We start from the raw sequence: 26,471 nt of genomic DNA on the forward strand, positions 1-26,471 counted from the left end.
GCCCCGTTCCGAACTTCGAGACCTCCCCCATGAGTGCAACCCAGGCAGCGCCGGCGCGAGACCGGCTGCGCATCGCCATCCAGAAGAGTGGCCGGCTGGCCGAGCCTGCCCGCAACCTGCTCAGCGCCTGCGGCCTGAGTTGGCGCGAGAGCCGCGACAAGCTGTTCTGCTACGGCGAATCGCTGCCGGTGGACCTGCTGCTGGTGCGCGACGACGACATCCCCGGTCTGATCGCCGACGGCGTCTGCGACCTTGGCATCGTCGGCCGCAACGAACTGGATGAGCAGGCCGCGGCACGCCGCCAGATCGGCCTGCCCGATGCCTACCAGGCGCTGCGCGGGCTTGGCTTCGGCCAGTGCCGGTTGATGCTGGCGGTGCCCGAGGAATGGCAGTGGCAGGGCCCGGCGCAGCTGGCCGGCACCCGCATCGCTACCAGCTACCCGGCCATCCTCAAGCAATGGCTGGCCGAGCAGGGCGTGGATGCGCAGGTGGTCGAGCTGTCCGGTTCGGTGGAAATCGCCCCGCGCCTGGGCACCGCCGACCTGATCTGCGACCTTGTTTCCAGCGGCGCTACGCTGCGCGCGAACCAGTTGGCCCCGGTGTACAACCTGCTCGACAGCGAGGCGGTACTGGCCGGCGCGGTGCGCGTGCCGGACGATGCGCGCGCCTCGCTGCGCGCGATGCTGCTGCGCCGCCTGGATGGCGTGGTGCAGCGCCAGGACCGCAAGCTGCTGATGTTCCGCGCCAGCGAGGATCGCGTCGATGCGCTGGCACAGCTGCTGGCTGACGCCGAACCACTGGTGCGGCTGCCGGCCGATGGCGGCGCGCTGCGCCTGCAGACCATGTGCCCGGGTCCGTTGAGCTGGCAGCGCATGGAAGAACTCGAGCGCGCCGGTGCGCAGGGCCTGATGGTGTTGAGCGTGGAGCGGTCGCTGGCATGAATCGTCTGATCTGGTCGCAACTTGATGAGCCCGCCCGCGGCGCGGCATTGACGCGCCCGGTGCAGACCGTGGCCCAGCAGACCCGCGAGGCGGTGGCTGCACTGATCGAACAGGTGCGTGCGCAGGGTGACGATGCGCTGCGTGCGATCACCACGCGCTTCGATGGTGTCGAACTGCCTACCTTTGAAGTAAGTGAGGCCGAATTCGATGCTGCCGAAGCCGCCGTGCCGGCCGAACTGCGCCAGGCGATGGTGGATGCCGCCGAGCGCATCGCGCGCTTCCACGCCGCTGGCATGGGCACGGGGTACGCGGTGGAGACCGCGCCGGGCGTGGTCTGTGAACGCATGCTGCGGCCGATCGGTCGCGTCGGTCTGTATGTGCCGGCGGGCAGTGCGCCGCTGCCGTCCACCGCGTTGATGCTGGGCGTGCCGGCGCGGCTGGCCGGCTGCCCGCAGGTGGTGCTGTGCACGCCGCCGCGTGCCGATGGCAGTGCCGATCCGGCGGTGCTGGTGGCCGCCCGCCTGACCGGCGTGCAGCGCGTGTTCAAGCTCGGCGGCGCGCAGGCGATCGCCGCGATGGCCTATGGCACCGCCACCATCCCGGCCTGCGACAAGCTGTTCGGACCGGGTAACAGCTTCGTCACCGAAGCCAAGCAGCAGGTCGCGCAGGACGGCGCCGCCGCCATCGACATGCCGGCGGGCCCATCGGAAGTGCTGGTGATTGCCGATGCCGGCGCCACCCCGGCGTTCGTCGCCGCCGATCTGTTGTCGCAGGCCGAGCACGGCCCGGATTCGCAGGTGCTGCTGCTGACCGACGACGCGGCGATGCTGGCCGCGGTTGAGGCGGAAGTAGAGCGCCAGGTGGCATTGCTGCCGCGCCAGCAGATCGCGCGCCAGGCATTGTCGGCGTCGCGGCTGATCCAGGTCGAGACGTTGGAAGAGGCCTTCGCGATCAGCAACCGCTACGCGCCCGAGCACCTGATCCTGGCCCTGCGCGAACCGCGCGACTGGCTGGGCCAGGTGCAGGCCGCCGGCTCGGTGTTCCTCGGTGACTACACGCCGGAAGCACTGGGCGACTATTGCAGCGGTACCAACCACGTGCTGCCTACCGCCGGTGCCGCGCGCGCCTACAGCGGCGTCAGCGTGGCCAGCTTCCAGAACCTGATCAGCGTGCAGAGCGCCAGCGCCGATGGCCTGGCAGCGATCGGTGGCTGCGCACGCATCATTGCCCGTGCCGAAGGCCTGGATGCGCATGAACGTGCGGTGGCGCTGCGCATGGAGGTGGCGGCATGAGCACCGTTGACGATGTGCTGAGGCTGGTGCGCCCGGATCTGCAGGCCTTCGCCGGCTACAGTTCGGCGCGCAGCGCGGCGGTGCAGGGCGAGATCTGGTTGAACGCCAACGAATCGGCCTGGGCCAATCCGGCCGATGCCGCAGGCAGCAGCCGGCGCTATCCGGAACCGCAGCCGTGGGCGCTGCGTGAGGGCCTGGCAGCGCTGTACGGCGTGACGCCGCAGCAGCTGCTGCTCGGCCGTGGCAGTGACGAAGCCATCGATCTGCTGGTGCGCGCCCTGTGCGTGCCGGGCCGCGATGGCGTGCTGGTCACGCCGCCGGTGTTCGGCATGTACGCGGTCTGTGCACGCTTGCAGGGCGCGCCGTTGATTGATGTGCCGCTGGTCGATGGCGAGGACGGCCTGCGCGCCGATCTCGATGCGGTCATCCGCACGGCACGGGAGCAGAGCGCCAAGCTGGTCTTCCTGTGTGCGCCCTCCAACCCGGCTGGCAGCGATATGAGCCTGGCAGAGATCGAGCGCGTGGCGACTGCACTCCGCGGGCAAGCGCTGGTGGTCGTGGACGAGGCCTACGTCGAGTATGCGCAGCGACCGTCGGCGACCACGCTGCTGAACGCGCATGCCAATCTGGCGGTGCTGCGCACGCTGTCGAAGGCGCATGCACTGGCCGCTGCCCGTATCGGCACCTTGATCGCCGCGCCGGAACTGATTGCCGTGCTGCGCCGCTGCCAGGCGCCGTACCCGGTGCCGACCCCATGTGCGGAACTGGCCGTGCAGGCCCTGCAACCCGCGGCTCTGGCACGCACCGCCGAGCGCGTGGCCACGGTTATCGTCGAGCGCGAGCGCCTGCGCACGGCACTGGCCCGCCTGCCCGGTGTGCGTCGGGTGTATGCCTCGGCCGGCAACTACCTGCTGGTCCGTTTCGCCGACGCGCAGGCCACATTCGATACGTTGCTGGATGCCGGCGTGGTGGTGCGTGACCAGCGCGCCGCGCCGCAGCTGGGCGACGCGCTGCGCATCAGCATCGGCAGTCCCGAAGAGAATGACCGCGTGCTTGCGGCCCTGTCGGCGCGGAGGGCCGCCGCATGACCCCGATCCTGTTCATCGACCGCGACGGCACCCTGATCGAGGAGCCGGCCGACTTCCAGATCGACGCCTACGAGAAGCTGCGCTTCGTGCCGCAGGTGATTCCGGCGCTGTTGAAGCTGCGCGACGCCGGCTACCAGTTCGTGATCGTCACCAACCAGGATGGGCTGGGCAGCGAGAGCTATCCGCGTGCCAGCTTCGATGGTCCCAACGACCTGATGCTGCAGATCTTCGAAAGCCAGGGCATCACCTTCCGTGACGTCCTGATCGACTGCAGCTGGCCGCAGGACAATGCTCCGACCCGCAAGCCGGGCATCGGCCTGATGACGGCTTACCTGCAGGACCGCAGCATCGATTGGGCGCGTTCGGGCATGGTCGGCGACCGCATCACCGACCTGCAGTTCGCCGACAACCTGAACATCCGCGGTTTCCAGCTGCGCACCGCGCAGTTCGGGGGTGAGTGGGACTGGCCGGGCATCGCTCACGCGCTGGCGGATGCACCGCGCACCGCGGTGGTCCAGCGCAATACCAAAGAGACCAAGATCCGCGTTGAACTCGATCTGGACCGTACCGGCGATGCACGCATCGCCACCGGACTGCCGTTCTTCGACCACATGCTGGAACAGATCGGCAAGCACGGTGGCTTCGCGCTGGACATCCAGGCCGAGGGCGACCTGCACATCGACGAGCACCACACCATCGAAGACACCGGCCTGGCCTTGGGCCAGGCCCTGCGCGAGGCGCTGGGTGACAAGCGCGGCATCGGCCGCTACGGCTTCACCCTGCCGATGGATGAAACGTTGGCCAGCGCTGCGCTGGACTTCAGCGGCCGCCCCTATTTCGTGTTCGAGGGCGAGTTCAAGCGCGAGCGGGTGGGCGACATGCCGACCGAACTGGTGCCGCATTTCTTCCGCTCGCTGTGCGATGCCAGTGGCCTGAACCTCAACCTGCAGGTGCGCGGTGACAACGATCATCACAAGGTGGAGGCCTGCTTCAAGGCCCTGGCGCGCGCGTTGCGTCCGGCACTGGCCCGGCAGGGCACGGCCTTGCCGAGCACCAAGGGGGCGTTGTGAGCGACGTCGCGCTGATCGATGCCGGCGGCGCCAACCTGGGCTCGGTGCGTTATGCACTTGAACGCCTCGGCGCCAGCGTTCGGCTGGTGCGCGATGCCGACGGCCTGGTCGGCGCGCAGCGGGTGATTCTGCCTGGCGTGGGTGCCGCCGGGCCGGGCATGCAGCGCCTGCATGCGCAGGGGCTGGTGGAGCCGTTGCAGCGACTGGAGGTGCCGCTGATGGGCATCTGCCTGGGCATGCAGCTGCTGTTCGAGCGTTCCGAGGAGGCCGGCGTGGAGACACTGGGGCTGATTCCCGGGGTGGTGCGCAAGCTGGTACCCGCGTGTGGCATCCGCGTGCCGCACATGGGGTGGAACCGCCTGCTGCCGCTGCGCGAGTCGCTGCTGCTGCAGGGCGTGCCGGAGCGGGCCAGCGCCTACTTCGTGCACAGCTATGCCGCGCCACTCAATACCCACACTGTCGCCGCCTGCGACCACGGTGGCCTGTTCACTGCGGTGGTGGAGCAGGGGCGCTATTACGGCGCGCAGTTCCACCCCGAGCGCTCGGGCGAAACCGGTTCGCTGATGCTGCGCAATTTCCTTGAGGGCACCGCTGCATGAGCTTCATCGTCTACCCCGCGCTGGATATCCGTGATGGCCGCGTGGTGCGCCTGCGGCAGGGCGACTACGCGCAGGAAACCTCGTATGGCGATGATCCATTGCCGCGTGCGCAGGCCTTCGCCGCGCAGGGCGCGCAGTGGATGCATCTGGTCGACCTGGATGCGGCGCGTGCCGGTGGCTATACCCTGGCGCCGTTGCTGGCGGCGATCCGCGCACGGACGACGCTGCAGGTACAGACCGGCGGTGGCGTGCGTGGCCGCGATGACGTGGCACGCATTCTCGGTGCCGGCGCCGGTCGCGTGGTGGTCGGTTCGCTGGCGGTGCGCCGCCCCGATGAGGTGCTCGGATGGCTCGATGAGTTCGGCGCCGAGCGCATCACCATTGCGCTGGACGCCCGCCAGGATGCCCAGGGCCAGTGGCAGCTGCCGGTACACGGTTGGACCGAGAACGCCGGGGTGACCCTGGATGACCTGGCCCTGCGCTACGCACGCGCCGGCATGCGGCACCTGCTGTGCACCGATATCGCCCGCGACGGCATGCTGGCCGGGCCGAACATCGGGCTGTACGCGCACCTCTCGGCGCTGTTGCCGGGCGTGGCCGTACAGGCGTCAGGCGGCATCCGCGACGTGGCCGATGTCGGCGAGGCACGTGACGCCGGCTGTGGCGGCGCCATCCTCGGCAAGGCCTTGCTTGAGCAGCGCATGGACCTGGCGGAGGCGCTGGCATGTTGAGCCGCCGTATCATTCCCTGCCTGGATGTGCGCGATGGGCGCGTGGTCAAGGGCGTGCGCTTCCGCGACCACGTCGACATGGGCGACATCGCCGAGCTGGCGCAGCGCTACCGCGACCAGGGCGCCGACGAGCTGGTGTTCTATGACATCGGCGCCAGCCCCGAGGCACGTTCGGTGGACGTGGCCTGGATCGAGCGCATCGCACGCCTGATCGACATCCCGTTCTGCGTGGCCGGTGGCATCGACAGCGTAGAAACCGCGCGCCGCGTGCTGTTCGCCGGCGCCGACAAGGTGTCGATCAACTCGCCGGCGCTGGGCCGACCGCAGCTGATCACCGAGCTGGCAGACGAGTTCGGCGTGCAGTGCGTGGTGGTCGGTGTCGACTCGGTGCGCGAGGCCGATGGGCAGTGGCGCGTGCGTCGCTTCAGCGGCGACCCGGACAAGACCCAGGCGGTGCCGTTGCGCACCCTGGACTGGATCGTGGAGGCGCAGCAGCGAGGCGCCGGCGAAATCGTGCTGAACTGCATGGACAGCGATGGCGTGCGCCGTGGCTACGATATCGCCCAGCTGCAGCAGGCACGGGCCCTGTGCCAGGTGCCGTTGATCGCCTCCGGGGGCGCCGGAGCGATGGAGCATTTCGCGGACGCCTTTGACCAGGCCGACGTTGACGGCGCTTTGGCGGCCAGCGTGTTCCACAGCGGCGCCATCGCCATTCCGGAATTGAAGCGCTACCTGCGCGGACAGCAGATCGAGGTGCGGGATGTCTATTGAAGTGTGGCCGTCACTGGACGCGCTGCAGGCGCTGGACTGGGACAAGGGCGACGGCCTGCTGCCGGCGGTGGTACAGGATGCCGATACCCTGCAGGTACTGATGCTGGGCTACGTGAGCGCCGAATCGCTGGCGGCCACGCTGGCGATCGGTCACATGACCTTTTTCAGCCGCAGCAAGCAGCGCTTGTGGACCAAGGGCGAGCAGTCCGGCAACGTGCTGGTGGTGCAGTCGATCCGTGTCGACTGCGACGCCGATACGCTGCTGGTGATGGCACGCCCGGCGGGTCCGACCTGCCATACCGGTGCCGAGAGCTGTTTCGACCAGGCGCCGAAGGACTTCCTGGGCGGGCTGGGCCAGCTGGTGGCGATGCGCGAGGCGCAGCGCCCTCCGGGCAGCTACACCACCAGCCTGTTCGAGGGCGGCATCCGCCGTATCGCACAGAAGGTGGGCGAGGAGGGCGTGGAGACGGCATTGGCCGCCGTGGCGCAGGATGATGAGGCGCTGCTGGGCGAGGCCTCGGACCTGCTGTATCACCTGCTGGTGCTGCTGCGTGCGCGCGGCCTGTCACTGGACGATGCGCGGGCGGTGCTGGAAAAGCGCCATCGTTGAGGTGCGGTAGTCCCGGCCGCTGGCCGGCAACCAGACGATACCCGACGATCATGAGGTTGCCGGCCAGCGGCTGGCACTACCGGCAATGCGCCACGCGTGCGCGATGTCATCAACGGAATCTACAATAGGCGGTCTTTCTTTCCCGGACCGTCCCATGAAACTGCCTGCCGCCTGGCTGTGCTGCCTGTTGTTGACCTCGCCGGCCTGGGCCGCGGACACCGTGGTCAGCGGCAAGGTCTATCTGGAGCGCGACGGCAAGCCGGGCCGGGGCGCCACCGATCCGGGCCTGGCCGGGGTGCAGGTCTCCAATGGCGAGACCATCGTCAAGACCGCCGCCGACGGCAGCTACAGCCTGCCGGTGCGCGATGGCCAGACCGTGTTCGTGATCAAGCCCGATGCCTACGCCTTCCCGAAGGCGGCCGACGGCCTGCCGTCGTTCTGGCGGCACTATCGCCCGAATGGTTCGCCGGCGCTGAAGTACGGCGGCATTGCCGCTACCAGTGACGTCACCCGCAACTGGGATTTCGCCCTGCAGGCGGACCGCCATGACAGCCGTCGCGGCTTCCAGATGCTGGTGTTCACCGATTCGCAGACTGCCAGCCTGAAGGACATCGGCTACTACCAGCAGTCGATCGTGGCCCCGCTGGTCGGCCAGACCAAGGCGCGCATGGGCACCACGCTGGGCGACATCGTCAACGACGACCTGACCCTGTACCCGGCGATCAACAAGGTCACCACATCGCTGGGCGTGCCGTGGTTCCATGTTCCAGGCAACCACGATCTCGATTTCGATGCGGCCAGCGACGCGCATTCGCTGGACAGCTGGCGCAACATCTATGGTCCGGACACCTACGCGGTGGAAGAGGGCGGCGCCAGTTTCGTGTTCCTCGACGACGTGGTGTACGACCCGAAGGCCCGGCCGAAGTATGTCGGTGGCCTGCGCGAAGACCAGTTCGCCTTCCTCGCCAGCTACCTGAAGGGCCTGCACAAGGACCGCCTGCTGGTGCTGGGCATGCACATTCCGCTGTTCGACGCTGCGCCGGGGCGCGAGACGTTCCGTCACGCCGACCGCCAGCGTCTGTTCGATCTGCTCAAGGACTTCCGCAACGTGCTGGTGCTGAGCGGCCACAGCCACACCCAGCAGCACGTCTACCACGGCAAGGCCGAGGGCTGGAACGGCGACAAGCCGCTGCACGAATACAACGTCGGCGCCAACTGCGGTGCGTTCTGGTCGGGGGTGAAGAATGCCGCCGGGGTACCGGACAGCACCATGAGCGATGGCACGCCGAAGGGCTACGCGCTGCTCGACGTCGCAGGCAACGGCAGCTATCGCCTGCAGTACCGCGTGGCCGGCAAGCCGGCCAGCGAGCAGATCGGCCTGCATGCACCGAAGGTACTGCGCCAGGGCGCCTACCCGGCGTGGGGCATCTACGCCAATGTCTACATGGGCGAGGATGCCAGCGTGGTCGAGTACCGCGTTGATGGCGGTGCCTGGCAGCCGATGAAGCAGGTCAGTCAGCCGGATCCGCGCCTGATGGTGGAGAACGTCGCCGACGACCTGGCCGACAGCCTGCGTGGCTACGACCGCTCGCCGGAGGCCACCGCGTCGCCGCACCTGTGGCGAGGCGCGCTGCCGACCGACCTGGCCGTGGGCAGCCACAAGGTCGAGGTGCGTTCCACCCAGCCCGACGGTGCGGTGTTCACCGCCACCACCAGCTACAGCCTGCAGACTGCCCAGCCCTGACCCGCGGCAGTGCCGCTCCAGCGAAAGGAACCCGCATGGATATCCGTTTCATGGCCGGCACTACGCCGGTCACCCTCAGCCGCCATTGGTTCACCGGCGCGATGCTGCTGCAGAGCGCCACCGAGAAGGTCTGGGTGCAGCATCCCTGGCACCCGGGCACGCATTTCTCGTTCTCGCTGGTACAGTCGTGGTTGCGCCACATCGCCGGCCATGAAGTGCTGGTCGAACGTACCCGGCCGCTGCTGTTCGCCGGTTTCCGCCCGCAGCGCCTGCGCGTGCTGGTGGATGGTGTGCAGGTGGCCGAGCAGGAAGGCATGTAGGCCAACCTGAACCACCGGCGCGCTAGGCAAAGCCGCCCCGATGCCTGAGAATCGGGGCGATTCAATCGATCCAAGCAGGCCCGCGTGACCATCGCAGCAGCGTCCCTGGTTTCCACCGACTCCGCCCGCGGCGGTCTTCCGCGCAGCCTGGTTGTCGCCGATGTCGGCGGCACCTTTGCCCGTCTGGCACTGGCAGAGACGCTGGCCGGGCAGCCGCCGCGCCTGGGCAGCCATCGCACCTATGCCTGCGCCGAGTATCCAAGCCTGGCCGCGATCCTGGCTGATTTCACTTCGGGCGTTGGCCAGCCGGTGAAGACCGCAGTGGTAGCCATTGCCGGCCTGCTCGATGGCGATGTGCTGATCAACTCCAACCTGCCGTGGACGGTGTCGCTGTCGGCCACCCGCGCGCAGTCCGGGCTGCACGAACTGCAGTTGATCAATGATTTCGAAGCCGTGGCGCTGGCCATTCCCTACCTGCAGCCGGAAACCCTGGTGCCGCTGAACGGCGACGCCGATCCGGCGCGGGCGTTCCCTGCACTGGTACTGGGTGCAGGCACCGGACTGGGTGCCGCGCTGCGCTTTGCCGATGGCGAACGCCCGGTGCTGCCCAGCGAGATCGGCCACGCCGCGCTCGGCGCCGGTAATGCGCTGGAACTGCAGGTGCTGGGCAAGCTGCTGCAGCGCTGGGCGCACGTGGACAACGAACGCGTGCTGTCCGGCAGCGGCCTGATGAACCTGTACCCGTGCCTGTGCGAACTGCGCGGCGTCACTCCAGTGTGGAGCAGCACCGAGGCACTGATCGGCGCCGCCCGCAGCGGCGAGGATGCGCTGGCGGTGGAAACGCTGCAGGTGTTCTGCGCCTGGCTGGGCAGCCTGGCCGGCGACGCGGCGATCGCCGTCGGCGCGCGCTCGGTGTACCTGGCCGGCGGTATTTCCGCGCATGTGCAGGATTTCCTGGCCGACGGCCGCTTCCGTGAGCGCTTCCTCAACAAGGGCGTGCTGACCGAGGTGCTGCGCCAGGTGCCGGTATGGCGCGTGGAGCACGGCCAACTGGGCGTGCTCGGTGCGGCGGTCTGGCACGCCGCGCGGCAGCCCGCGCACGACTGATTGGCAGGGCCGGCATCGGGCCGGTCGTGCATTGCAGACTGGGAGGGGAAGATGGTGGATCGCAGGCAGTTCCTGCAGGCCGGTGCGCTGGCCGCAGGCATGGCGGCATTGCCGGGTGTGCAGGCGCGCACGCAGGGCGGGGCCAAGGTGGTCTCCACCTGGGACTTCGGCGTGCCGGCCAACCAGGCCGCATGGAAAGTGCTGGCTGAGGGAGGCAGCGCGCTGGATGCCGTCGAGGCGGGCGCACGCTGGGCCGAGAGCGAACTGTGCAACCCCACCGTCGGCCATTGCGGCAATCCGGATCGCGACGGCGTGCTGAGCCTGGACGCCAGCATCATGGACGGCGATGGCCGCTGCGGTGCGGTGGCCGCGCTGGTGGACATCCTGCATCCGGTGTCGGTGGCGCGCAAAGTGATGGAGAACAGCCCGCACGTCCTGCTGGTGGGCGAGGGCGCGCAGCAATTCGCCGTGCAGCAGGGTTTCGAGCGCAAGCGCCTGCTGACGCCGCAGGCCGAAGCGGCCTGGCGGGAATGGCTGAAGACCGAGAAGTACCAGCCACAGATCAATGCCGAGCGCCGGGGCATCCCCGGCAACAGCGACAACCACGACACCATCGGCATGCTGGCGCTGGATGCCAAGGGCCATTTGGCCGGTGCCTGCACCACCAGTGGCATGGCCTGGAAACTGCACGGCCGGGTCGGCGACAGCCCGATCATCGGTGCCGGGTTGTATGTCGACAACGAGGTCGGCGCCGCCACCGCGTCGGGTGTGGGTGAGGAGATGATCCGCAACGCCGCTTCTTTCCTGGTGGTCGAGCTGATGCGCCAGGGGCGCTCACCGGCGCAGGCCTGCCGCGAGGCGATCGACCGCGTGGTGCGCAAGCGCCCGGAAGCGAGCAGGACACTGCAGGTGTGCTTCCTGGCGATGAACAAGCAGGGCGAGGTGGGTGCCTATGCACTGCATCGCGGATTCGTCTACGCGGTGTGCGATGCGCAGCGCCAGGATGACCTGCGCGATTCGCCATCGATCTACACGAGCACCCAGACATGAGCACGCGCCTCAGCCTGGAGATCGCCAGCAACTCGGTGGCCTCGGCGCTGGCCGCGCAGGCCGGCGGCGCCGACCGCATCGAACTGTTCGACAACCTGGCCGAGGGTGGCACCACGCCGTCGTTCGCCAGCATCGCGATCGCCCGCGAACGCCTGTCGATTCCGCTGTTCGTGCTGGTGAGGCCGCGCGCGGGCGACTTCCACTACGACGCGCTGGAAACCGAACTGATGCTGCGGGACATCGCGCAGTGCCGCGCGTTGGGCTGCGATGGCGTAGTGATTGGTGCGCTGGACGTGCAGGGTGGCATCGACCTGGCGCTGTGCCGTGAACTGGTGCAGGCCGCCGGGCCGTTGCAGGTGACCTTCCATCGCGCTTTTGATGCCGCCCGCGATCTGTCGTCGGCGCTGGAGCAGGTGATCGGGCTGGGTTGCCAGCGGGTGCTGACCTCGGGCGGGCAGGTCAGTGCCGAGGCCGGGGCTGAGGTGCTGGCGGGCCTGGTCACCCAGGCGGCGGGCCGTATTGCGGTGATGGCAGGCGCCGGATTGGCCCCGGGCAACATCGCAACCGTCGCACGGCAGACCGGCTGTACCGAACTGCACGCCTCGGCCAAGGGCCTGCGGCGCTCGGCGATGCAGTTCCACAACCCGGCCCTGCGCGGTCTGGACCCGGACTGGAGCCAGACCGCCAACGCGACCGTGGCGGCACTACGGCAAGCGCTGGATGGCTGATCGCAAGCCCGGGGTCGGCTCCCTTCGCAGCAGGGCTCTGACGCCACCCGGATACGCACGCGTTGCCAGAAAGTGACGCTTTTGACGCGCGCGGATGGCCAGGCCGCCCGCCAAGCAGCGGAATGCAGGGGCATCCGTATTTCTGGATGGACGATCTGGTCGGGAGCACCGACAGTGGATCCAACGCCTGGTGGCAACGATTCTCCTTCTGAATGCCTCGACTGCTCTTGCTGCTTCTGTGTCTGCTGCCCGTTGCCGTAACTGCTGCGGAAGAGGGGCAGACACCCGTATTGATCTGGAGGGCGGCCGGTTCCGAGGGAGTAAGCAACGACGTCCTGGGCGGGGTGACGCTGACTCCCGCTGCGAAAGGTGCGTTCGTCGACACGCGCGTACATCTGATTGGAAGCCAGCGCTTTAAGGCGGTGTACCAGGTGTTCGATTCAAACGCCGCTAGCCCGATGGGCCGTTGCGGTGCGGGGCACGAGATTCATCTCTTCGTCTACGAACTGATCCCGCCCACGCCTGTCGAGCGGGGCAGGATGCTGATCAGTAGTTGCCTTGAGAGGTTGTCTCTGGATAGCCAGAACTCAGGGCGACCTGGCAGTGAGTCCGACTTTTCCTCCGTGGTCTGGCAGAACAACGGGTTCACCATCACGTGGTGGGCTGGCGGGCCCGACGGAAAGGCATCAAGCCGCTATGTGCTTCGCAATGGCCGTATTGTCCCGGCTCAATCGGGAGAGGGAAGCCGCTGAGGGCGGACAAAACCGTTCCGCGCGCGTTTGTCGCGATCGTGTCATCGATCCGTGGGGCCTTCTCTCAGCGTTGTCTGGCAACTATTTGATTGTCATGGCCAACGGCGGCCGGTAACGGCAATCCGTGGTGTGTTGCTGCGCTGCCGCATGCCGTTGGTGGTTCAGCTGTGCTTTAGTTTGGATCGATCCACAGGGGAGGGTGCCGCACCGGTCCTGGACCGATCCAGGCGCCCGGATCAGCCGTAGTGCCGCGCCACCACCCGTCCGTGCGTCCACACCTTCGAAGAGCAACCACCCATGGCTCAGTCCGTCCGCAAGCGCCGTCACCTGCTGTCCCAGGCCCTGGTCCTGGCCCTGTTGCCCCTGGCGGCCAGCGCGCAGGAAAGTTCCAGTTCGTCCACCAAGGATCTCGATGCGGTCACCGTTACCGGCTCGCGCATCAAGCGCGCCAGCGTCGAAGGCCCGGCGCCGGTCAACGTGATCACCGCCGCGCAGATCCAGAAGGAAGGCTTTGTCAGCGTGTACGACGCGCTGAAGACCCTCACCGAAGCGACCGGAACGGTTGAAGCGGCCTCGCAGTGGGGCTCGCATACGCCCAATGCCAGTGGCCTGAACCTGCGCGGGATGGGCCCGAACCGCTCGCTGCTGCTGGTCAACGGCCGTCGCGTGGCCGACTACCCGCTGCCCTATGGCGGTGAAACCAACTTCTCCAACTACGGCAACATTCCGGCTGCGGCGGTCGAGCGCATCGAAGTGCTGACGGGCGGTGCCTCGGCCATCTATGGCTCGGACGCGATCGCCGGCGTGGTCAACGTCATCCTGAAAACCAACTATGACGGCGACGAAGTGCGTGTGCGCGGCGGTACTTCCACTGAAGGCGGCCGCGATACCTGGGATCTGTCCTGGGCCGGCGGCAAGACCGGCGACAACTGGAGCGTGACCTACGCGCTGCAGTACACCAAGCGCGATCCGTTGTTCGGCCGCGATCGCCCGCAGATGGACGATGCCGATGATGCGCCGTACTCGTCCTGGAACATGGAACAGCGCAAGGTCGGCTTCCGACCCACCGCCGGCCTGGCGCTGATCGATCCGACCAACGGCCAGCGCCTGGCGCCACCGGAAGGCACCTGCGAGAAGTTCAACGGCGAGTACTACACCGCCGATCGCCTGGTCTACAACTACGCCGCCAACACCATCACCAACACCGGCCGCCTGTGCGGCATGAGCGCCGACTACGCCAACTGGCTGTTGACCGGCGGCGCCGAGAACGTCTCCGGCAACCTGTACGCCACCTTCGATTTCAGCAATGACCTGCAGGCGTGGACCAACCTGGCGGTGTATCGCTCCGAAGCCATCTGGGGCACCAATCCGCCCGGCGTGTCGCTGATCGACGATGACAACGGCTATTACTGGGATGCGAACCGCAACCGCCCGATCCTCGGCGTGCGCCAGTTCACCCCGAACGAAGTGGGCGGCCTGGATACGCTGCGCAACACCAACCGCGAACTGTCCTGGGACTGGAGCGCGGGCCTGCGTGGCCGCCTCGCCGACCGTTTCGACTGGAGTGCGACGGTGGGGCGTTCGTACTACCGCGTGGAAGAACGACAGAACGTGGTGGACAGGCAGAAGTCCTACGACTACTTCCTCGGCCCACGGCTGGGCACCACCGCCGGGGGTGAGGCGATCTATGCGTTGAACGAATCACGCTGGTGGAATCCACTGACGCCGGAGCAGTACTGGCAGATGGGGACCGTAGCGAAGAATCGGGCGAGCTCCTGGGTCAACCAGGCGTCGGCGGACATCACCGGTGAACTGTTCCAGGGCTGGGCCGGCCCGATTTCGTTCGCCGCCGTGGCCGAAGTGGCGCAGCAGGGTTATCACCTCAGTCCCGATCCACGCGCCGGCATCGACTTCGACCTGCAGAACGTCGACCGCGGTGGCGGCGAGCGCACGCGCTACTCGGCCGGCGTCGAGTTCAAGATCCCGCTGCTGGACAGCGTGGTCGCCACCGCGGCGGCGCGCTATGACCGCTATGGCAGCTACAAGGCCGACGACAGCGCCGAGGCCCTGAACATCGGCAGCCAGAAGGAAACCACCTGGAACGTCGGCCTGGAATGGCGCCCGGTCGAATCGCTGCTGGTGCGAGGCTCGTATGCCACCAGTTTCCACGCGCCGGACATGCATTACCTGCTGGGCCAGCCCAGCAGCTCCGAAGTACAGACCTATGACCGCCTGCACTGCATCCAGAGCGGTGCCTACCTGGTCAACAACTGCGGCGTGGGCAACACCGACGTCTGGTACACGTTCGATGTGAACCGGCGTGGCACGCCGCTGCTGCGCTCGGAGACAGGTGATTCGTGGACGGTCGGTTTCGTCTGGGACGTGATGCCGAACCTGTCGGTCAGCGCCGACTACTGGGCGATCAAGCTGGAGGACATGATCGTCGACGTCGGTGCCGACGAAGTGCTGGCCAGCGAGGCCGGCTGCCTGACCGGCAAGAACATGGACGGCACGCCGTGGGCCAATCCGGCCGGCGGCGAGTACTGTGCGGGCATCCTGGCGCGCGTGAACCGTGACAGCAACGGACGCCTGGTGTCGATCGAGCGTGGTCCCTTCAACCTGGCCAGCCGCGAGGTACGCGGCATCGACCTGACCGCGCGCTACCGCCTGGAGACCGCGCAGTGGGGCAGCTTCCAGCTGGGCGTGAACTACACCAACCAGATCTCGACCAAGGAGCAGCGCTACGCCGCCGACCCGAACCCGGAACGCCGCGACCGCGACCTGCGCAGCAAGCTGCGCGCAAGCCTGGCCTGGCAGCGTGGCAACTGGAACGCCAATGTCTATGCCGACCGCATCGGCTCTGTGCCGGGCGTGCGCTACCACTGGGGTACCGATCGCCTGGACAACCCCGGTGGCTGCCTGCCGTTCGCCGATGGCTACGTGCCCAGTGACAGCCCGTCGCTGAACTGCCTGGAGCCGGCAACGCGACCGGACGGCTCGCCCAATCCCAACCCGAACGCTGGCCAGCAGACCGCGCGCTACTTCGGGCGGGTCGGACCGTTCATTACCTGGAACTTCAACGTGGGCTATCAGGTGACCGAGCACGCCAAGGTCAATGTCTACGTCAACAACGCGTTCAACTCGGCCAGCTGGAACCACAAGGACCCGTACAAGCTGGACTACGACTTTGCCCCGACGCGCCTGCTCGGCGCGGTCGGCCGCGAGTTCGCACTGGAGTATGTGTTCACCTTCTGAGGAGACCCACCTCCGCTGGTAGATCCACGCAATGCGTGGATATGGACACCTGGATGCCCATTCAGGAAATGCGGGCAGGCTGGATTTGACCTTCCCACGATGGCAAGGTTTAGCCTGTCCGCATCCAGAAGGAATCCATGGGAATCCGATCATGAGTACGTCCCGCGCCACCGCCAGTCTGCCCACCATCAGCCTGCCCATCGAGGGCATGACCTGCGCCAGCTGTGTCGGCCGGGTCGAAGCGGCACTGTCCAAGGTCGAGGGCGTGGGCAGCGTCTCGGTCAACCTGGCCACCGAACGTGCGGATATCCGTGCGTCCGGTCCGGTCGATCGCGCCGCGCTGATCCAGGCGGTGGAGCGGGTGGGCTACGACGTGCCCGCCGCCACTTTGGAGCTGGCGGTGGAGGGCATGACCTGCGCGTCCTGCGTCGGTCGTGTCGAGCGCGCGCTGCGCGCGGTGCCCGGCGTCACCGAAGCCGCCGTGAACCTGGCCACCGAACGCGCCACAGTGCGCGGCGTGGCCGACGCGGGTGCGCTGGTGGCGGCCATCGACAAGGCCGGCTACGCCGCACGCGTGATCGAGGCGGGCGTGCGGCCGGACGACGAGGTCGCAGAGAAGAAGGACGCCGAGCGCGTGCAACTGAAGCGCGACCTGATCGTGGCGACCGTGCTGGCGCTGCCAGTGTTCGTGCTGGAAATGGGCTCACACCTGATTCCCGGCATGCACGGATGGGTGATGGCCACCCTCGGCATGCAGGCCAGCTGGTACCTGCAGTTTGTATTGACCCTGCTGGTGCTGGCCATTCCCGGCCGTCGTTTCTACCAGAAGGGTTTCCCGGCACTGCTGCGGCTTGCGCCGGACATGAACTCGCTGGTGGCGGTGGGCACTGCCGCGGCATTCGGCTACTCGGTGGTGGCGACCTTCGCGCCGAAGCTGTTGCCGGCGGGCACGGTGAACGTCTACTACGAGGCCGCGGCGGTGATCGTCGCGCTGATCCTGCTCGGCCGTTTCCTTGAGGCGCGCGCCAAGGGCCGTACGTCCGAGGCGATCAAGCGCCTGGTCAACCTGCAGGCCAAGGTCGCGCATGTGATCCGTGACGGCCGCGCGGTCGATATCCCGGTCGATGAAGTGATGAGTGGCGACGTGGTGGAGGTGCGTCCGGGCGAGCGCGTGCCAGTCGATGGCGAGGTGGTCGAGGGCCGCAGCTACATCGACGAATCGATGATCAGCGGCGAGCCGGTTCCGGTGGAGAAGCAGCCGGGCAGCAGCGTGGTCGGCGGCACGGTCAACCAGAAGGGCGCGCTGACGGTGCGCGCGACGGCGGTAGGCGCGCGGACCATGCTGGCGCAGATCATCCGCATGGTCGAGCAGGCGCAGGGCTCGAAGCTGCCGATCCAGGCGGTGGTCGACAAGGTCACGCTGTGGTTCGTGCCGGCGGTGATGCTGGCCGCACTGGCGACCTTTGGGGTCTGGCTGATCTTCGGCCCGTCGCCGGCGCTGAGCTTCGCCCTGGTCAATGCCGTGGCGGTACTGATCATCGCCTGCCCCTGTGCGATGGGGCTGGCCACGCCGACGTCGATCATGGTCGGTACCGGTCGTGGCGCCGAGATGGGCGTGCTGTTCCGCAAGGGTGAAGCGCTGCAATTGCTGAAGGATGCGCAGGTGGTGGCGGTGGACAAGACCGGCACGCTGACCGAAGGGCGTCCGCGACTGACCGATCTCGAGATCGCCGAGGGTTTTGATCGCAGCACCGTGCTGGCTGCGGTGGCGGCAGTGGAGTCACGTTCGGAGCACCCGATTGCCCGTGCCATTGTTGATGCAGCGACCGGGCAGGGCATCGCGCTGCCGGCCCTGCTCGACTTCGAATCGGTCACTGGCATGGGCGTGCGCGCCAGCGTCGCTGGTGCGCGGGTCGAGGTCGGTGCTGATCGCTTCATGCGCGACCTTGGCGTGGACATCACCGCGTTCTCGACGCTGGCGGCGGAACTCGGCAGGCAGGGCAAGTCGCCACTGTATGCCGCCATCGGCGGGCGCCTGGCGGCGATCATCGCGGTGTCCGATCCGATCAAGCCGAGCACGCCGGCCGCAATCGCGGCGCTGCACCAGCTGGGCCTGAAGGTGGCGATGATCACCGGCGACAACGCCGGTACCGCGCAGGCGATCGCACGCCAACTGGGCATCGATGAGGTGGTGGCCGAGGTGCTGCCGGAAGGCAAGGTCGAAGCGGTGCGCCGCCTGAAGGCCACGCACGGCCACGTCGCCTTCGTTGGCGACGGCATCAACGATGCACCGGCGCTGGCCGAGGCCGACGTCGGCCTGGCGATCGGTACCGGCACCGACATCGCGGTGGAGTCGGCCGATGTGGTGCTGATGTCGGGCAACCTGCAGGGCGTGCCGAATGCCATTGCGCTGTCGAAGGCAACGTTGGGCAATATCCGGCAGAACCTGTTCTGGGCCTTCGCCTACAACACCGCGCTGATCCCGGTCGCGGCCGGCGTGCTGTACCCGGTCTGGGGTGTGCTGCTGTCGCCGGTGTTCGCAGCCGGTGCCATGGCATTGTCCAGCGTGTTCGTGCTGGGCAACGCGCTGCGCCTGCGCCGCTTCCAGCCGCCGATGGCGGATGCCCCCGCCGCGACGCATTGAAGGAGAGAACCGCATGAACATCGGTGAAGCCGCCAAGGCCTCCAGTGTTTCGGCGAAAATGATCCGCTACTACGAGCAGATCGGCCTGATTCCCGCGGCCGATCGTACCGAGTCGGGCTATCGCGCGTACTCGCAGGCGGACATCCACCGCCTGCGTTTCATCCGCCGCGCCCGCGATCTCGGCTTCCAGGTGGCCGAGATCACCGACCTGTTGGGTCTGTGGAACGACACCTCGCGGCACAGTGCCGACGTCAAGCGCCTGGCCGAGCAGCACATTGCCGACCTGGAACAGCGTATCGAAAGCATGCGGCAGATGGCCGACACGCTGAAGTCGCTGATCAGCTGCTGCGCGGGTGACGAGCGCCCGGAGTGCCCGATCCTGCAGCGGCTGGGTGAAGATGATGAGACCCCGGTGCCGGCTGATACCGCGAAGACCGGGGCGGTACGGCGGCGCGCGCACAAGCACTGAGTTGTTGGCGCAGGCACGAAAAAGCCCGCCGGGTGTAGCAGCACCGGGCGGGCTTTGCATTCTGAAGGCAGTGGATCAGGCGCTGCGCGGCGGGAAACCGGCATCGTTCACCGCAGCGAAGACCTGCTCCTGCGAGGCGGTGGTCTGCACCTTGACCAGGCCGGTCGGCGGGTCGGCCACCACGCTGGCGTTCGGATCGACCTGCTGGATCGCGCGGGTCACGCTGCGAGCGCAGCCGCCGCAGGTCATACCATCGACATGGAATTCCATCTGTAGCTCCTTGCGTGCTCTTGGGGTAGGGCCAGTGTGCACCTTCCAACGATGGCAGGGTCAAGCGCTGGGCTGAAGAAGAAAACGGCAGCCACCTGTACCAGCGCGGCTGCCGTGGAGGAACGTCCCCGCCGGAGCGGGGCGTGGATTGCGCCGGGGCAGGCCCGGGCAACCCGGTGTGGCCTTAGAACTTCCAGGTGGCGCCGAAGTAGAGCTGGCGGCCTGCGTAGGTGTTGGAGATCAGGCGGGCCTTGCTGTCGTTGCCAAGGTGCACGCGCTGCTCGGACTTGGTGGCATTGATCACCGAAGCGGTCAGGGTCCAGTCCGGGGTCAGGTTGTAGGCCACGTTCAGATCGAGCTGGTCATACGGCTCGGTGTAGACCGTCATGCCGTTCTGCAGGCCGCCCACCACCTGGCCGCGACGGTTGAACGACGCGCGCGCGAGGAACTTGTCGTTCTCGTAGAACACGGTGACATTGGCCTGGTTCTTGGCGCTACCCACCAACGGCGACGAACCGATGTTCTGGCCGTCCAGCACGATCGATGCCAGGTTGGTGTCGTTGTAGGTGTAATTGGCCTGCACGCCGAAGCCGAAATCGAAGGTGTACTGGCCGTATAGCTCCACGCCCTGCGAAACGCCATCCTGGCCATTGGCCCTGGTCTTGTAGTTCTGCACGGTCACCATTTCACCGCCGACATTCATCTGCATGTCGCGCACGACCGGCACGGTGAAATTGCTGACGTCCTTGCGGAACAGGCCGACACCGGCCACGGCGCCCGGCTGGAAGTACCATTCCAGGCCGAGATCGTACTGCGTGGCCTTGAAGGGCTGCAGCTGCTTGTTGCTGCCCTCACCCGCCCAGCCCGGATTGGGTGCACCGCCCGCCACGCGGCGATCGTCGACATACTCTGCGCTGTAGTAGCTCAATGCACCCGGGGTTGCGATATCCGTGTAGCCCGGACGGGCGATCACCTTCGACGCGGCGCCGCGCAGCACCAGCGTGTCGGTGATGTCCCAGGCAATGTTGAAGCTCGGCAGCACGTCGGTATAGGTGCGGTCGACGCCGATCAGGTCGTAGGTCTTGCTTTGCGCCAGATCATACGGCAGGCGCACGAAGCCACTCTCGCAGCCATAGGTCGGATAAGCCGCGGCAGCCGGGTCGGTGCATGCCATCGGCGCGCCCGACGCATTGTCCAGGAAGTAGTCGTTGAACTTCTCGATCGAGTCGGAAGACTGTGCGAACTGCTTGGTGCGCACCACACGCACGCCGACATTGCCGCGCAGGCGTTCGGTGCGGAAGTTGGCCTGGAAGTAGCCCGAGTAGATCTTTTCGTTGACGTTGTAGACGAAGTCGTCCTCGGTACGGTTGTGCGAACCGCCGTAGGTCTTGTTCAGGTAATCGATGTAGGCCGGATAGTTGATGCCCGGGAACACGTTGGCGTTGAAACCGCCGGCGATGTTGCTGATCGGATTGGACAGGAAGAAGCCCGGCTGCGCATCACCGGCGGTCGGGTCGCAACCGGCCTGATAACGGCCGTCCTTGTAGTCGGCCGGATCACGGCCCGGGCACACCCAGTAGGTGTTGCCGGTGTTGCGGTGGACCTTGCCGTCGCGGTACTTGGCACCGAACTGGATCGAGTCCAGCCAGCCCGATTCAAACAGCTTGGTGACGTCGGCCTGGAAGTAGTTCTGCTTGACCTCGGTGCGCTTCCACGACGAGTCGGTCGAGCCGGTATCCACCTCGGCAATGCCGTTCATCAACTGCTGCTGCAGGTCGGGCGAGAAGGTGGCCGAGGGCGTGCCGGTCAAGTCCCAGGCGCTGTACTGGTTGCCGGACAGGTAGTCGTTGCCGACCTTGCGGCGCGGCTTGGCCGACATGCGGAAGTTCATCGACGGGCCACCCTCGGACCAGGTGCGGCCGCCGGTGAACGACGCCTTCCACAATGGGCTGATGTCCCAGTCGATGGTCAGGTCGGCGGTCTGCGAGAGCGCCTTTTCCTTGCTGTAGCCACCGGTCAGCTGCGGGGTAGGCATGGTGCAGTCGTCCGGCCCCCAGCCACCGGGCTTGAGGCCGGCGGCCTTGGCCTGGTCTTCACTGCAGATGTAGGCCTTGCCCGGAAGCTTCTCGAACTGGCCACCGGTGACGATGCTGCCGCTGGGGTCGAAGTCCAGGCCATTGAGCAGCCGGCCGCCGTCCCAGTTGCCGTCCTGGTTGTAGCGCGCCATGCTCCATTCCGGAATCTTGAGCATGTTCTGGGTGTAGTCACCCTGCAGCTCGAAGCGGAAGTAATTGGCGGTCATCGTGACGTTGTCGACCGGCTTGAACTGGAACGTCAGCTGGCCGCCCTTGCGCTCGCGCTTTTCTTCCTTCACCGCGAAGTTGACCGACGTCGGCATGAAGAAATCGCTGTAGTTGCCGCCGGTCTGGTTGTTGAAACCGGACTTGCCCCACCAGTAGTGGATGCCATCCTGCGACTGCACGTTGCCATTGGCATCACGCGCCTTGCCGGCGCCATACCACTGGTAGTCCTCGGTGGTGGCTTCCATGGTGCGGGTGGTGCGCTTCTGCTGGGTCACGCCGACCAGCACGCCGAACCGCTCGTCCTTGCTGTGCCACGAGTACAGCGCCGACGCCTGCGGGTCGATATCGTGGTGGGTGTCGGAGGACGTGCCCTCAAGCGTGACGAAGCCCGAGTTGGATTCCATGTCCAGCGGACGCCGGGTGTGCAGGATGACCGTACCGCCGATGCCGCCTTCGTCGATGCGTGCTTCCGGCGACTTGAACAGCTCCGCGCTGGACAACATGTTCGACGGCAGCAGGGTGTAGTTGAACGAGCGGGTCGCTTCGTCGTTGGTTTCCGACGTGGCGACATAGTTTCCGTTCAACTGGGTCAGGGTCAGGTCCGGCGCCAGGCCGCGCACGCTGACACTCTTGCCTTCGCCGCCACTGCGGGTGATGACCACGCCGGGTACGCGCTGCAGTGCGTCGGCGACGTTCTTGTCGGGGAACTTGCCGACGTCTTCGGCGGTGATCACTTCGACCACGGCATTGGCGTCGCGCTTCTGCTCCAGACTCTTTTCAATGGCGTAGCGGTAGCCGGTGACCTGGACGCTGTCCAGGGTGGTGGCGTCCTGCGAGCCGGTGGAAGCGGCCTGCTGCGCGGCGGCGCCTGCCGGAATGACGGCGGCGGCCAGGGCCAGCGCGATGGCCAGCGACAATGCGTCCTGGCCGTGCGTACGTGTTGAATGCTTCATTCCCATCTCTCCCTCTCTCCTGGATTGATCCGGTGACGTGGCACGGACAACTTGAATCGATCTAATTTGAAGTGACATTGTCGCTATCGCCATGCAGTGGCAGTAGTACCGTGCGTTTTGCCTGGTACGTCCTGTGACTGCCTCCCCAATTCCCGGCCATCGCAATGTCGTCTTGGATCGATCTAAGCGATGGGCGGGCGTTTTTTAGCATGGGTCGCTCGCGGGCGCATGCTGCTGCGCAATATGGTACTGGCGTGGCGAAGGGATGACGGTTTTCTGAAATCTGTGAAAACGTTTTCGTGCGCAGGGGAAGGTGGGTCGGCAGGGCTGGCCCTGCACCTGCGGTAGTGCCGGCCGCTGGCCGGCAACAGCCAAAGCCAAAGCCAAAGCCAAAGCCAAAGCCAAAGCCAAAGCCAAAGCCAAAGCCAAAGCCAAAGCCAAAGCCAAAGCCAAAGCGGCTCTGGTTTTCTGCTGGTTTGGCGGGGCGGTGTGGGCTGGCAGGACACGCCGTAAACCCCCCTCCGGGGTCCGGCCCAGCCGCTGGCGGCTGTGCGTTCGGGCGCTTGCGAAGCAGTGCTTCGCAAGCAAAGCGCCCTCACCCATGGGGGCTCGATGGCGCCATCCATGGCGCCAACGCTCCTGCCAGCCCACACCGCCCCGCCTTCGACAGTTTCCCGGTGACGGCTGGATGGATCCTGGAATCACGTGGGGTCATGGGGTCAAAGCCGTTTTCCTTTGGAAAACGGCTTTGACCCCGATTGATTTCGTTATCTGACAGAGATTCATCCACGCATGGCGTGGATCTACAGATCGCGGGAATCTGTCGAAGGCGGGGTGGGTCCGGTTGCGGGGGCGTGAGCCGCATGGGCCCGAGGTATGCCTCGGGCGGCTTGGGCAGGACGCCCAACCCCGGTCTTGCCGTGTGCGCAGGACTGCGCACACGAGCAAGCGGCGACCGAGCTTACATGGACGTACTTGCAGCGTCCCCCGCAACCGGACCCACCCCGCCATCCCTCAGGAAACCCGCTTCTGCTCTTGCCGTTGTGGTTGCCGGCCAGCGGCCGGCACTACCAGGGGTGCAGGGCGGCAGCCCTGCCGAACACCCCCTCATGCTGCGGCGCAGAATGCATTCGGCGGAATCGGCATGCTCTACTTGAATCGATCTAAATTCACGGTTCAACGGGTCGCGCGTCATTCCAGGGGAAGCTGTCTGCCGGTCGAAGGCGGGGCTCGGTGGAACGGTGCCGGACGATCCGCACCGTCTGCCACCGCGTCATCGACTACAGGAACCCGACATGCGTCCAGTGCCGTCCGCTCCCGCCGTCCCATCTCCTTCGCGCCCGCTGGCGCGCCTGGCCTGCCTGCTCGCCCTGTCGGCCACGCCGATGCTGTTGCAGGCGGCGCCGGCGGCGCTGGAACGTGAGGTCAATACCTTCATCGGCAGCAAGGACGACGGCAATACCTTCCCGGGCGCGTCGGCACCGTTCGGCCTGATCCAGGTCAGCCCGATCGGCAGTCATTATTCGGGTTGGCGCTATGACGATGACAAGATCCGCGGCTTCGGCCATTCGTTCATCTCCGGCGCCGGCTGCTGGGAGCAGGGCGGCCAGGTGTCGGTGCTGCCGGTCACGGGCTCGATCGGTCCGGGCGGCGATTTCGATACCGCCAATCCCAAGCAGTTCGATCACAAGGCCTACGCCGCGTCCTATAGCCACGACGGCGAGATCGGCCAGGCCGGCTACTACAAGGTGCGCCTGACCAGTTACGGCGGCATCGATGCCGAGACCACCGCACGCACCCGTGCCGCCGCGGAGCGCTATACCTTCAGCCAGCGCCAGGGCGACGGCCATGTGCTGGTCAATGTCGGCCAGGCCAACGAACGCCATTCGGTGATCGGCAGCGTGGTTGATGTGGTGGGTGACCGCGTGGTCGAAGGCAAGCTGGTCACCAAGAGCTTCTGTGGTGGCCATCAGTACACCACCTGGTTCCGCATCGAGTTCGACCGTCCGTTCAAGGCGCATGGCACCTGGGGTGAGGGCGGTGGCCTGCCGGGTGCGCGCCACAGCATGGAAGGCGAGCAGAAACCGAATGGTGCCTGGCTCAGCTTTGACCTGGCCAAGGGCCAGTCGGTGACCGCAGTCAGTGCGATCTCGCACGTGGACGCCGAGGGCGCGCGCATCAACCTGCGCGCCGACGGCATGCAGGGTGGGGCGCTGCTCGGCTTCGACCGCATGCGCGCGCTGTCGCAGCAGTCGTGGCGCGAGCAGCTGGGCCGGGTGCGCGTGCAGGGCGGCAACGCCGACGACCGCGCCGTGTTCTACAGCGCGGTCTACCACGCGCTGCTGCAGCCGATGACCGGCAACGATGCCGATGGCCGCTACCGTGGCTATGACGATGGCATCCATCGCGCCGATGGCTGGACCTACTACGAGTACTTCTCGCTGTGGGATACCTACCGTGCGCAGAACCAGTGGCTGGCACTGACCCGCCCGGACGTGGCACGCGATATCGGCCGCACGCTGCTGGCGATCAACGAGCAGGGTGGCTGGCTGCCGCGCTGGGGCTATGCCAACTTCGAGACCAACATCATGACCGGCGATCCGGTCACGCCGTTCATGGTCGACCTGTGGCGCTTCGGCGCGCTCAAGGGCCGTGAATCGCAGGCGTGGGATGCGCTGCGCCGCAACGCCTTCGGTACGCCGCCGCTGAACTCGCGGATGGCCGGCCGCTCCGGCAACCCGACCTACCTGGACAAGGGCTATGTGGTCTACGACCGCGCGTTCCCGTCCAAGGGCATGGACGTCGATCCGCACCACGGCGGCTCGGCAACGCTGGAGTACGCACTGGCCGACTGTGCGCTTTCGCAGATGGCCGATGGCCTCGGCCATGCGCAGGACGCGGCGACGCTGCGTGAGCGCGGTCGCAACTGGCGCAAGGTGTGGGATCCGCAGGTGCGCGACGCCGAGACCGGCTTCACCGGTTTCCCGCGCCCGCGTACCGAGGACAGCCAGTGGTACACCCCGGCCGATGGCCATTACAGCCCGCGCTCGCACCATGGTTTCCATGAAGGTACGGCGTGGCAGTACCAGTGGCTGGCGCAGCAGGACGTGCCGGGCCTGGTAGAAGCGATGGACGGCCGCGAACAGGCCGGCCGCCGCCTCGATGCGTTCTTCGCGATGGATGCGCTGCAGGCCGATCCGCTCAATGCCGCCCGCAAGGAGTGGGTGGTCGGGCCGTACAGCTACTACAACCAGTTCCGCTACAACCCGAACAACGAGCCGGACCTGCACTCGCCGTGGCTGTACACGCTGATCGGCCAGCCGTGGAAGACCGCGGCGGTGGTGCGCGCCGCGCAGCAGCTGTTCACCAATGCGCCGAACGGCGTGACCGGCAACGATGACCTGGGCACGATGTCGGCCTGGTACCTGTTCAGTGCCATCGGCGTGTACCCGGCGGTGCCGGGCAGCGGCCAGTTCCTGCTGCACACCCCGCGCTTCAGCAAGGTGGAAGTGGACATGGGCAATGGCCGTACCCTGCGCATCGACGCGCCGGGTGCGGATGGCCGGCGCCTGCAGTACGTGCAGGGCGTGAAGGTCGATGGCCAGGCGCATGCGCCGGTATGGCTGGACTGGAACCGCCTGCAGCAGGGCCCGCGCCTGCAGTTCGCGCTGGATGCGAAGGCGCCGGAGCAGGGCTGGGGCACGGCGGTGAAGGACCTGCCGGTGTCCTGGTGCGCGGCACCGGGCAGCCAGCTGCGCTGAGCCGGACTGTGCCG

Annotated in this window: 20 protein-coding genes; 18 read left to right on the plus strand and 2 right to left on the minus strand. The window is 66.9% G+C overall.

Translation table 11 applies throughout. The annotated features are described in order from the left end of the window. The first annotated feature begins 29 nt into the window (after window positions 1–29). The 17 genes from hisG (at window position 30) to cueR (ending at window position 19,170) form a co-directional block, all read left to right on the plus strand. Window positions 30–941, plus strand: coding sequence for an ATP phosphoribosyltransferase (gene hisG, locus AC5P7U_RS11840; RefSeq protein ID WP_197563039.1), 912 nt, complete (start codon window positions 30–32; stop codon window positions 939–941). Beyond that, a complete protein-coding gene (gene hisD, locus AC5P7U_RS11845) occupies window positions 938–2,233 on the plus strand; it encodes a histidinol dehydrogenase (RefSeq protein WP_006436746.1) in 1,296 nt (431 codons plus the stop codon). The genes hisG and hisD overlap by 4 nt, the downstream gene beginning before the upstream one ends. Then, complete coding sequence (gene hisC, locus AC5P7U_RS11850; RefSeq protein WP_006436747.1) at window positions 2,230–3,321, plus strand: histidinol-phosphate transaminase; 1,092 nt, start codon at window positions 2,230–2,232, stop codon at window positions 3,319–3,321. The genes hisD and hisC overlap by 4 nt, the downstream gene beginning before the upstream one ends. Further along, window positions 3,318–4,391: a bifunctional histidinol-phosphatase/imidazoleglycerol-phosphate dehydratase HisB gene (hisB, locus tag AC5P7U_RS11855; RefSeq protein ID WP_006436749.1), complete on the plus strand. Its 1,074-nt coding sequence runs from the start codon at window positions 3,318–3,320 to the stop codon at window positions 4,389–4,391. Before hisC ends, hisB begins: the two co-directional genes overlap by 4 nt. Continuing rightward, on the plus strand, window positions 4,388–4,990 hold the full coding sequence (gene hisH, locus AC5P7U_RS11860) for an imidazole glycerol phosphate synthase subunit HisH (protein WP_006436751.1): 603 nt from the start codon (window positions 4,388–4,390) through the stop codon (window positions 4,988–4,990). Before hisB ends, hisH begins: the two co-directional genes overlap by 4 nt. Beyond that, a complete protein-coding gene (gene hisA, locus AC5P7U_RS11865; protein ID WP_197563041.1) occupies window positions 4,987–5,721 on the plus strand; it encodes a 1-(5-phosphoribosyl)-5-[(5-phosphoribosylamino)methylideneamino]imidazole-4-carboxamide isomerase in 735 nt (244 codons plus the stop codon). The genes hisH and hisA overlap by 4 nt, the downstream gene beginning before the upstream one ends. Beyond that, window positions 5,715–6,491 carry an imidazole glycerol phosphate synthase subunit HisF gene (hisF, locus tag AC5P7U_RS11870; protein WP_006436868.1) on the plus strand — a complete coding sequence of 259 codons (777 nt, stop codon included), beginning with the start codon at window positions 5,715–5,717 and terminating at the stop codon, window positions 6,489–6,491. The genes hisA and hisF overlap by 7 nt, the downstream gene beginning before the upstream one ends. Beyond that, a complete protein-coding gene (gene hisIE / locus AC5P7U_RS11875) occupies window positions 6,481–7,101 on the plus strand; it encodes a bifunctional phosphoribosyl-AMP cyclohydrolase/phosphoribosyl-ATP diphosphatase HisIE (RefSeq protein WP_006436869.1) in 621 nt (206 codons plus the stop codon). The genes hisF and hisIE overlap by 11 nt, the downstream gene beginning before the upstream one ends. A gap of 154 nt (window positions 7,102–7,255) precedes the next feature. Then, window positions 7,256–8,845, plus strand: a complete 1,590-nt coding sequence (locus AC5P7U_RS11880; protein ID WP_197563045.1) for a calcineurin-like phosphoesterase C-terminal domain-containing protein — start codon at window positions 7,256–7,258, stop codon at window positions 8,843–8,845. Window positions 8,846–8,880: 35 nt separating this feature from the next. After that, window positions 8,881–9,165 carry a hypothetical protein gene (locus AC5P7U_RS11885; protein WP_006436871.1) on the plus strand — a complete coding sequence of 95 codons (285 nt, stop codon included), beginning with the start codon at window positions 8,881–8,883 and terminating at the stop codon, window positions 9,163–9,165. A gap of 84 nt (window positions 9,166–9,249) precedes the next feature. Continuing rightward, window positions 9,250–10,272, plus strand: coding sequence for a glucokinase (locus AC5P7U_RS11890; RefSeq protein WP_197563047.1), 1,023 nt, complete (start codon window positions 9,250–9,252; stop codon window positions 10,270–10,272). 51 nt (window positions 10,273–10,323) lie between these two features. Further along, complete coding sequence (locus AC5P7U_RS11895) at window positions 10,324–11,322, plus strand: isoaspartyl peptidase/L-asparaginase (RefSeq protein WP_197563049.1); 999 nt, start codon at window positions 10,324–10,326, stop codon at window positions 11,320–11,322. After that, window positions 11,319–12,050 carry a copper homeostasis protein CutC gene (locus tag AC5P7U_RS11900; protein ID WP_197563051.1) on the plus strand — a complete coding sequence of 244 codons (732 nt, stop codon included), beginning with the start codon at window positions 11,319–11,321 and terminating at the stop codon, window positions 12,048–12,050. The genes AC5P7U_RS11895 and AC5P7U_RS11900 overlap by 4 nt, the downstream gene beginning before the upstream one ends. 212 nt (window positions 12,051–12,262) lie before the next feature. Next, a complete protein-coding gene (locus tag AC5P7U_RS11905) occupies window positions 12,263–12,802 on the plus strand; it encodes a hypothetical protein (RefSeq protein WP_197563053.1) in 540 nt (179 codons plus the stop codon). Between the two features lie 297 nt (window positions 12,803–13,099). Continuing rightward, window positions 13,100–16,057: a TonB-dependent receptor plug domain-containing protein gene (locus tag AC5P7U_RS11910; RefSeq protein ID WP_197563055.1), complete on the plus strand. Its 2,958-nt coding sequence runs from the start codon at window positions 13,100–13,102 to the stop codon at window positions 16,055–16,057. A gap of 151 nt (window positions 16,058–16,208) precedes the next feature. Further along, entirely contained in the window at window positions 16,209–18,701 is a 2,493-nt protein-coding gene (locus AC5P7U_RS11915) for a heavy metal translocating P-type ATPase (RefSeq protein WP_197563057.1), read from the plus strand. Window positions 18,702–18,714: 13 nt separating this feature from the next. Next, complete coding sequence (gene cueR, locus AC5P7U_RS11920) at window positions 18,715–19,170, plus strand: Cu(I)-responsive transcriptional regulator (protein WP_006436925.1); 456 nt, start codon at window positions 18,715–18,717, stop codon at window positions 19,168–19,170. A gap of 75 nt (window positions 19,171–19,245) precedes the next feature. Here cueR and AC5P7U_RS11925 read toward each other — a convergent pair whose 3' ends face one another. Together AC5P7U_RS11925 and AC5P7U_RS11930 are read right to left on the minus strand one after the other, a co-directional pair. After that, window positions 19,246–19,440: a heavy-metal-associated domain-containing protein gene (locus AC5P7U_RS11925; RefSeq protein ID WP_006436926.1), complete on the minus strand. Its 195-nt coding sequence runs from the start codon at window positions 19,438–19,440 to the stop codon at window positions 19,246–19,248. A gap of 184 nt (window positions 19,441–19,624) precedes the next feature. Continuing rightward, complete coding sequence (locus AC5P7U_RS11930; protein ID WP_049458374.1) at window positions 19,625–22,702, minus strand: TonB-dependent receptor; 3,078 nt, start codon at window positions 22,700–22,702, stop codon at window positions 19,625–19,627. A 1,289-nt stretch (window positions 22,703–23,991) separates the two neighbouring features. On the opposite strand from AC5P7U_RS11930, the gene AC5P7U_RS11935 reads away from it, so the two are divergent. Further along, a complete protein-coding gene (locus AC5P7U_RS11935) occupies window positions 23,992–26,457 on the plus strand; it encodes a GH92 family glycosyl hydrolase (RefSeq protein ID WP_006439401.1) in 2,466 nt (821 codons plus the stop codon). Window positions 26,458–26,471 lie beyond the last annotated feature (14 nt).

It is taken from the genome of Stenotrophomonas sp. YJH_SMC_57 (assembly GCF_059369755.1).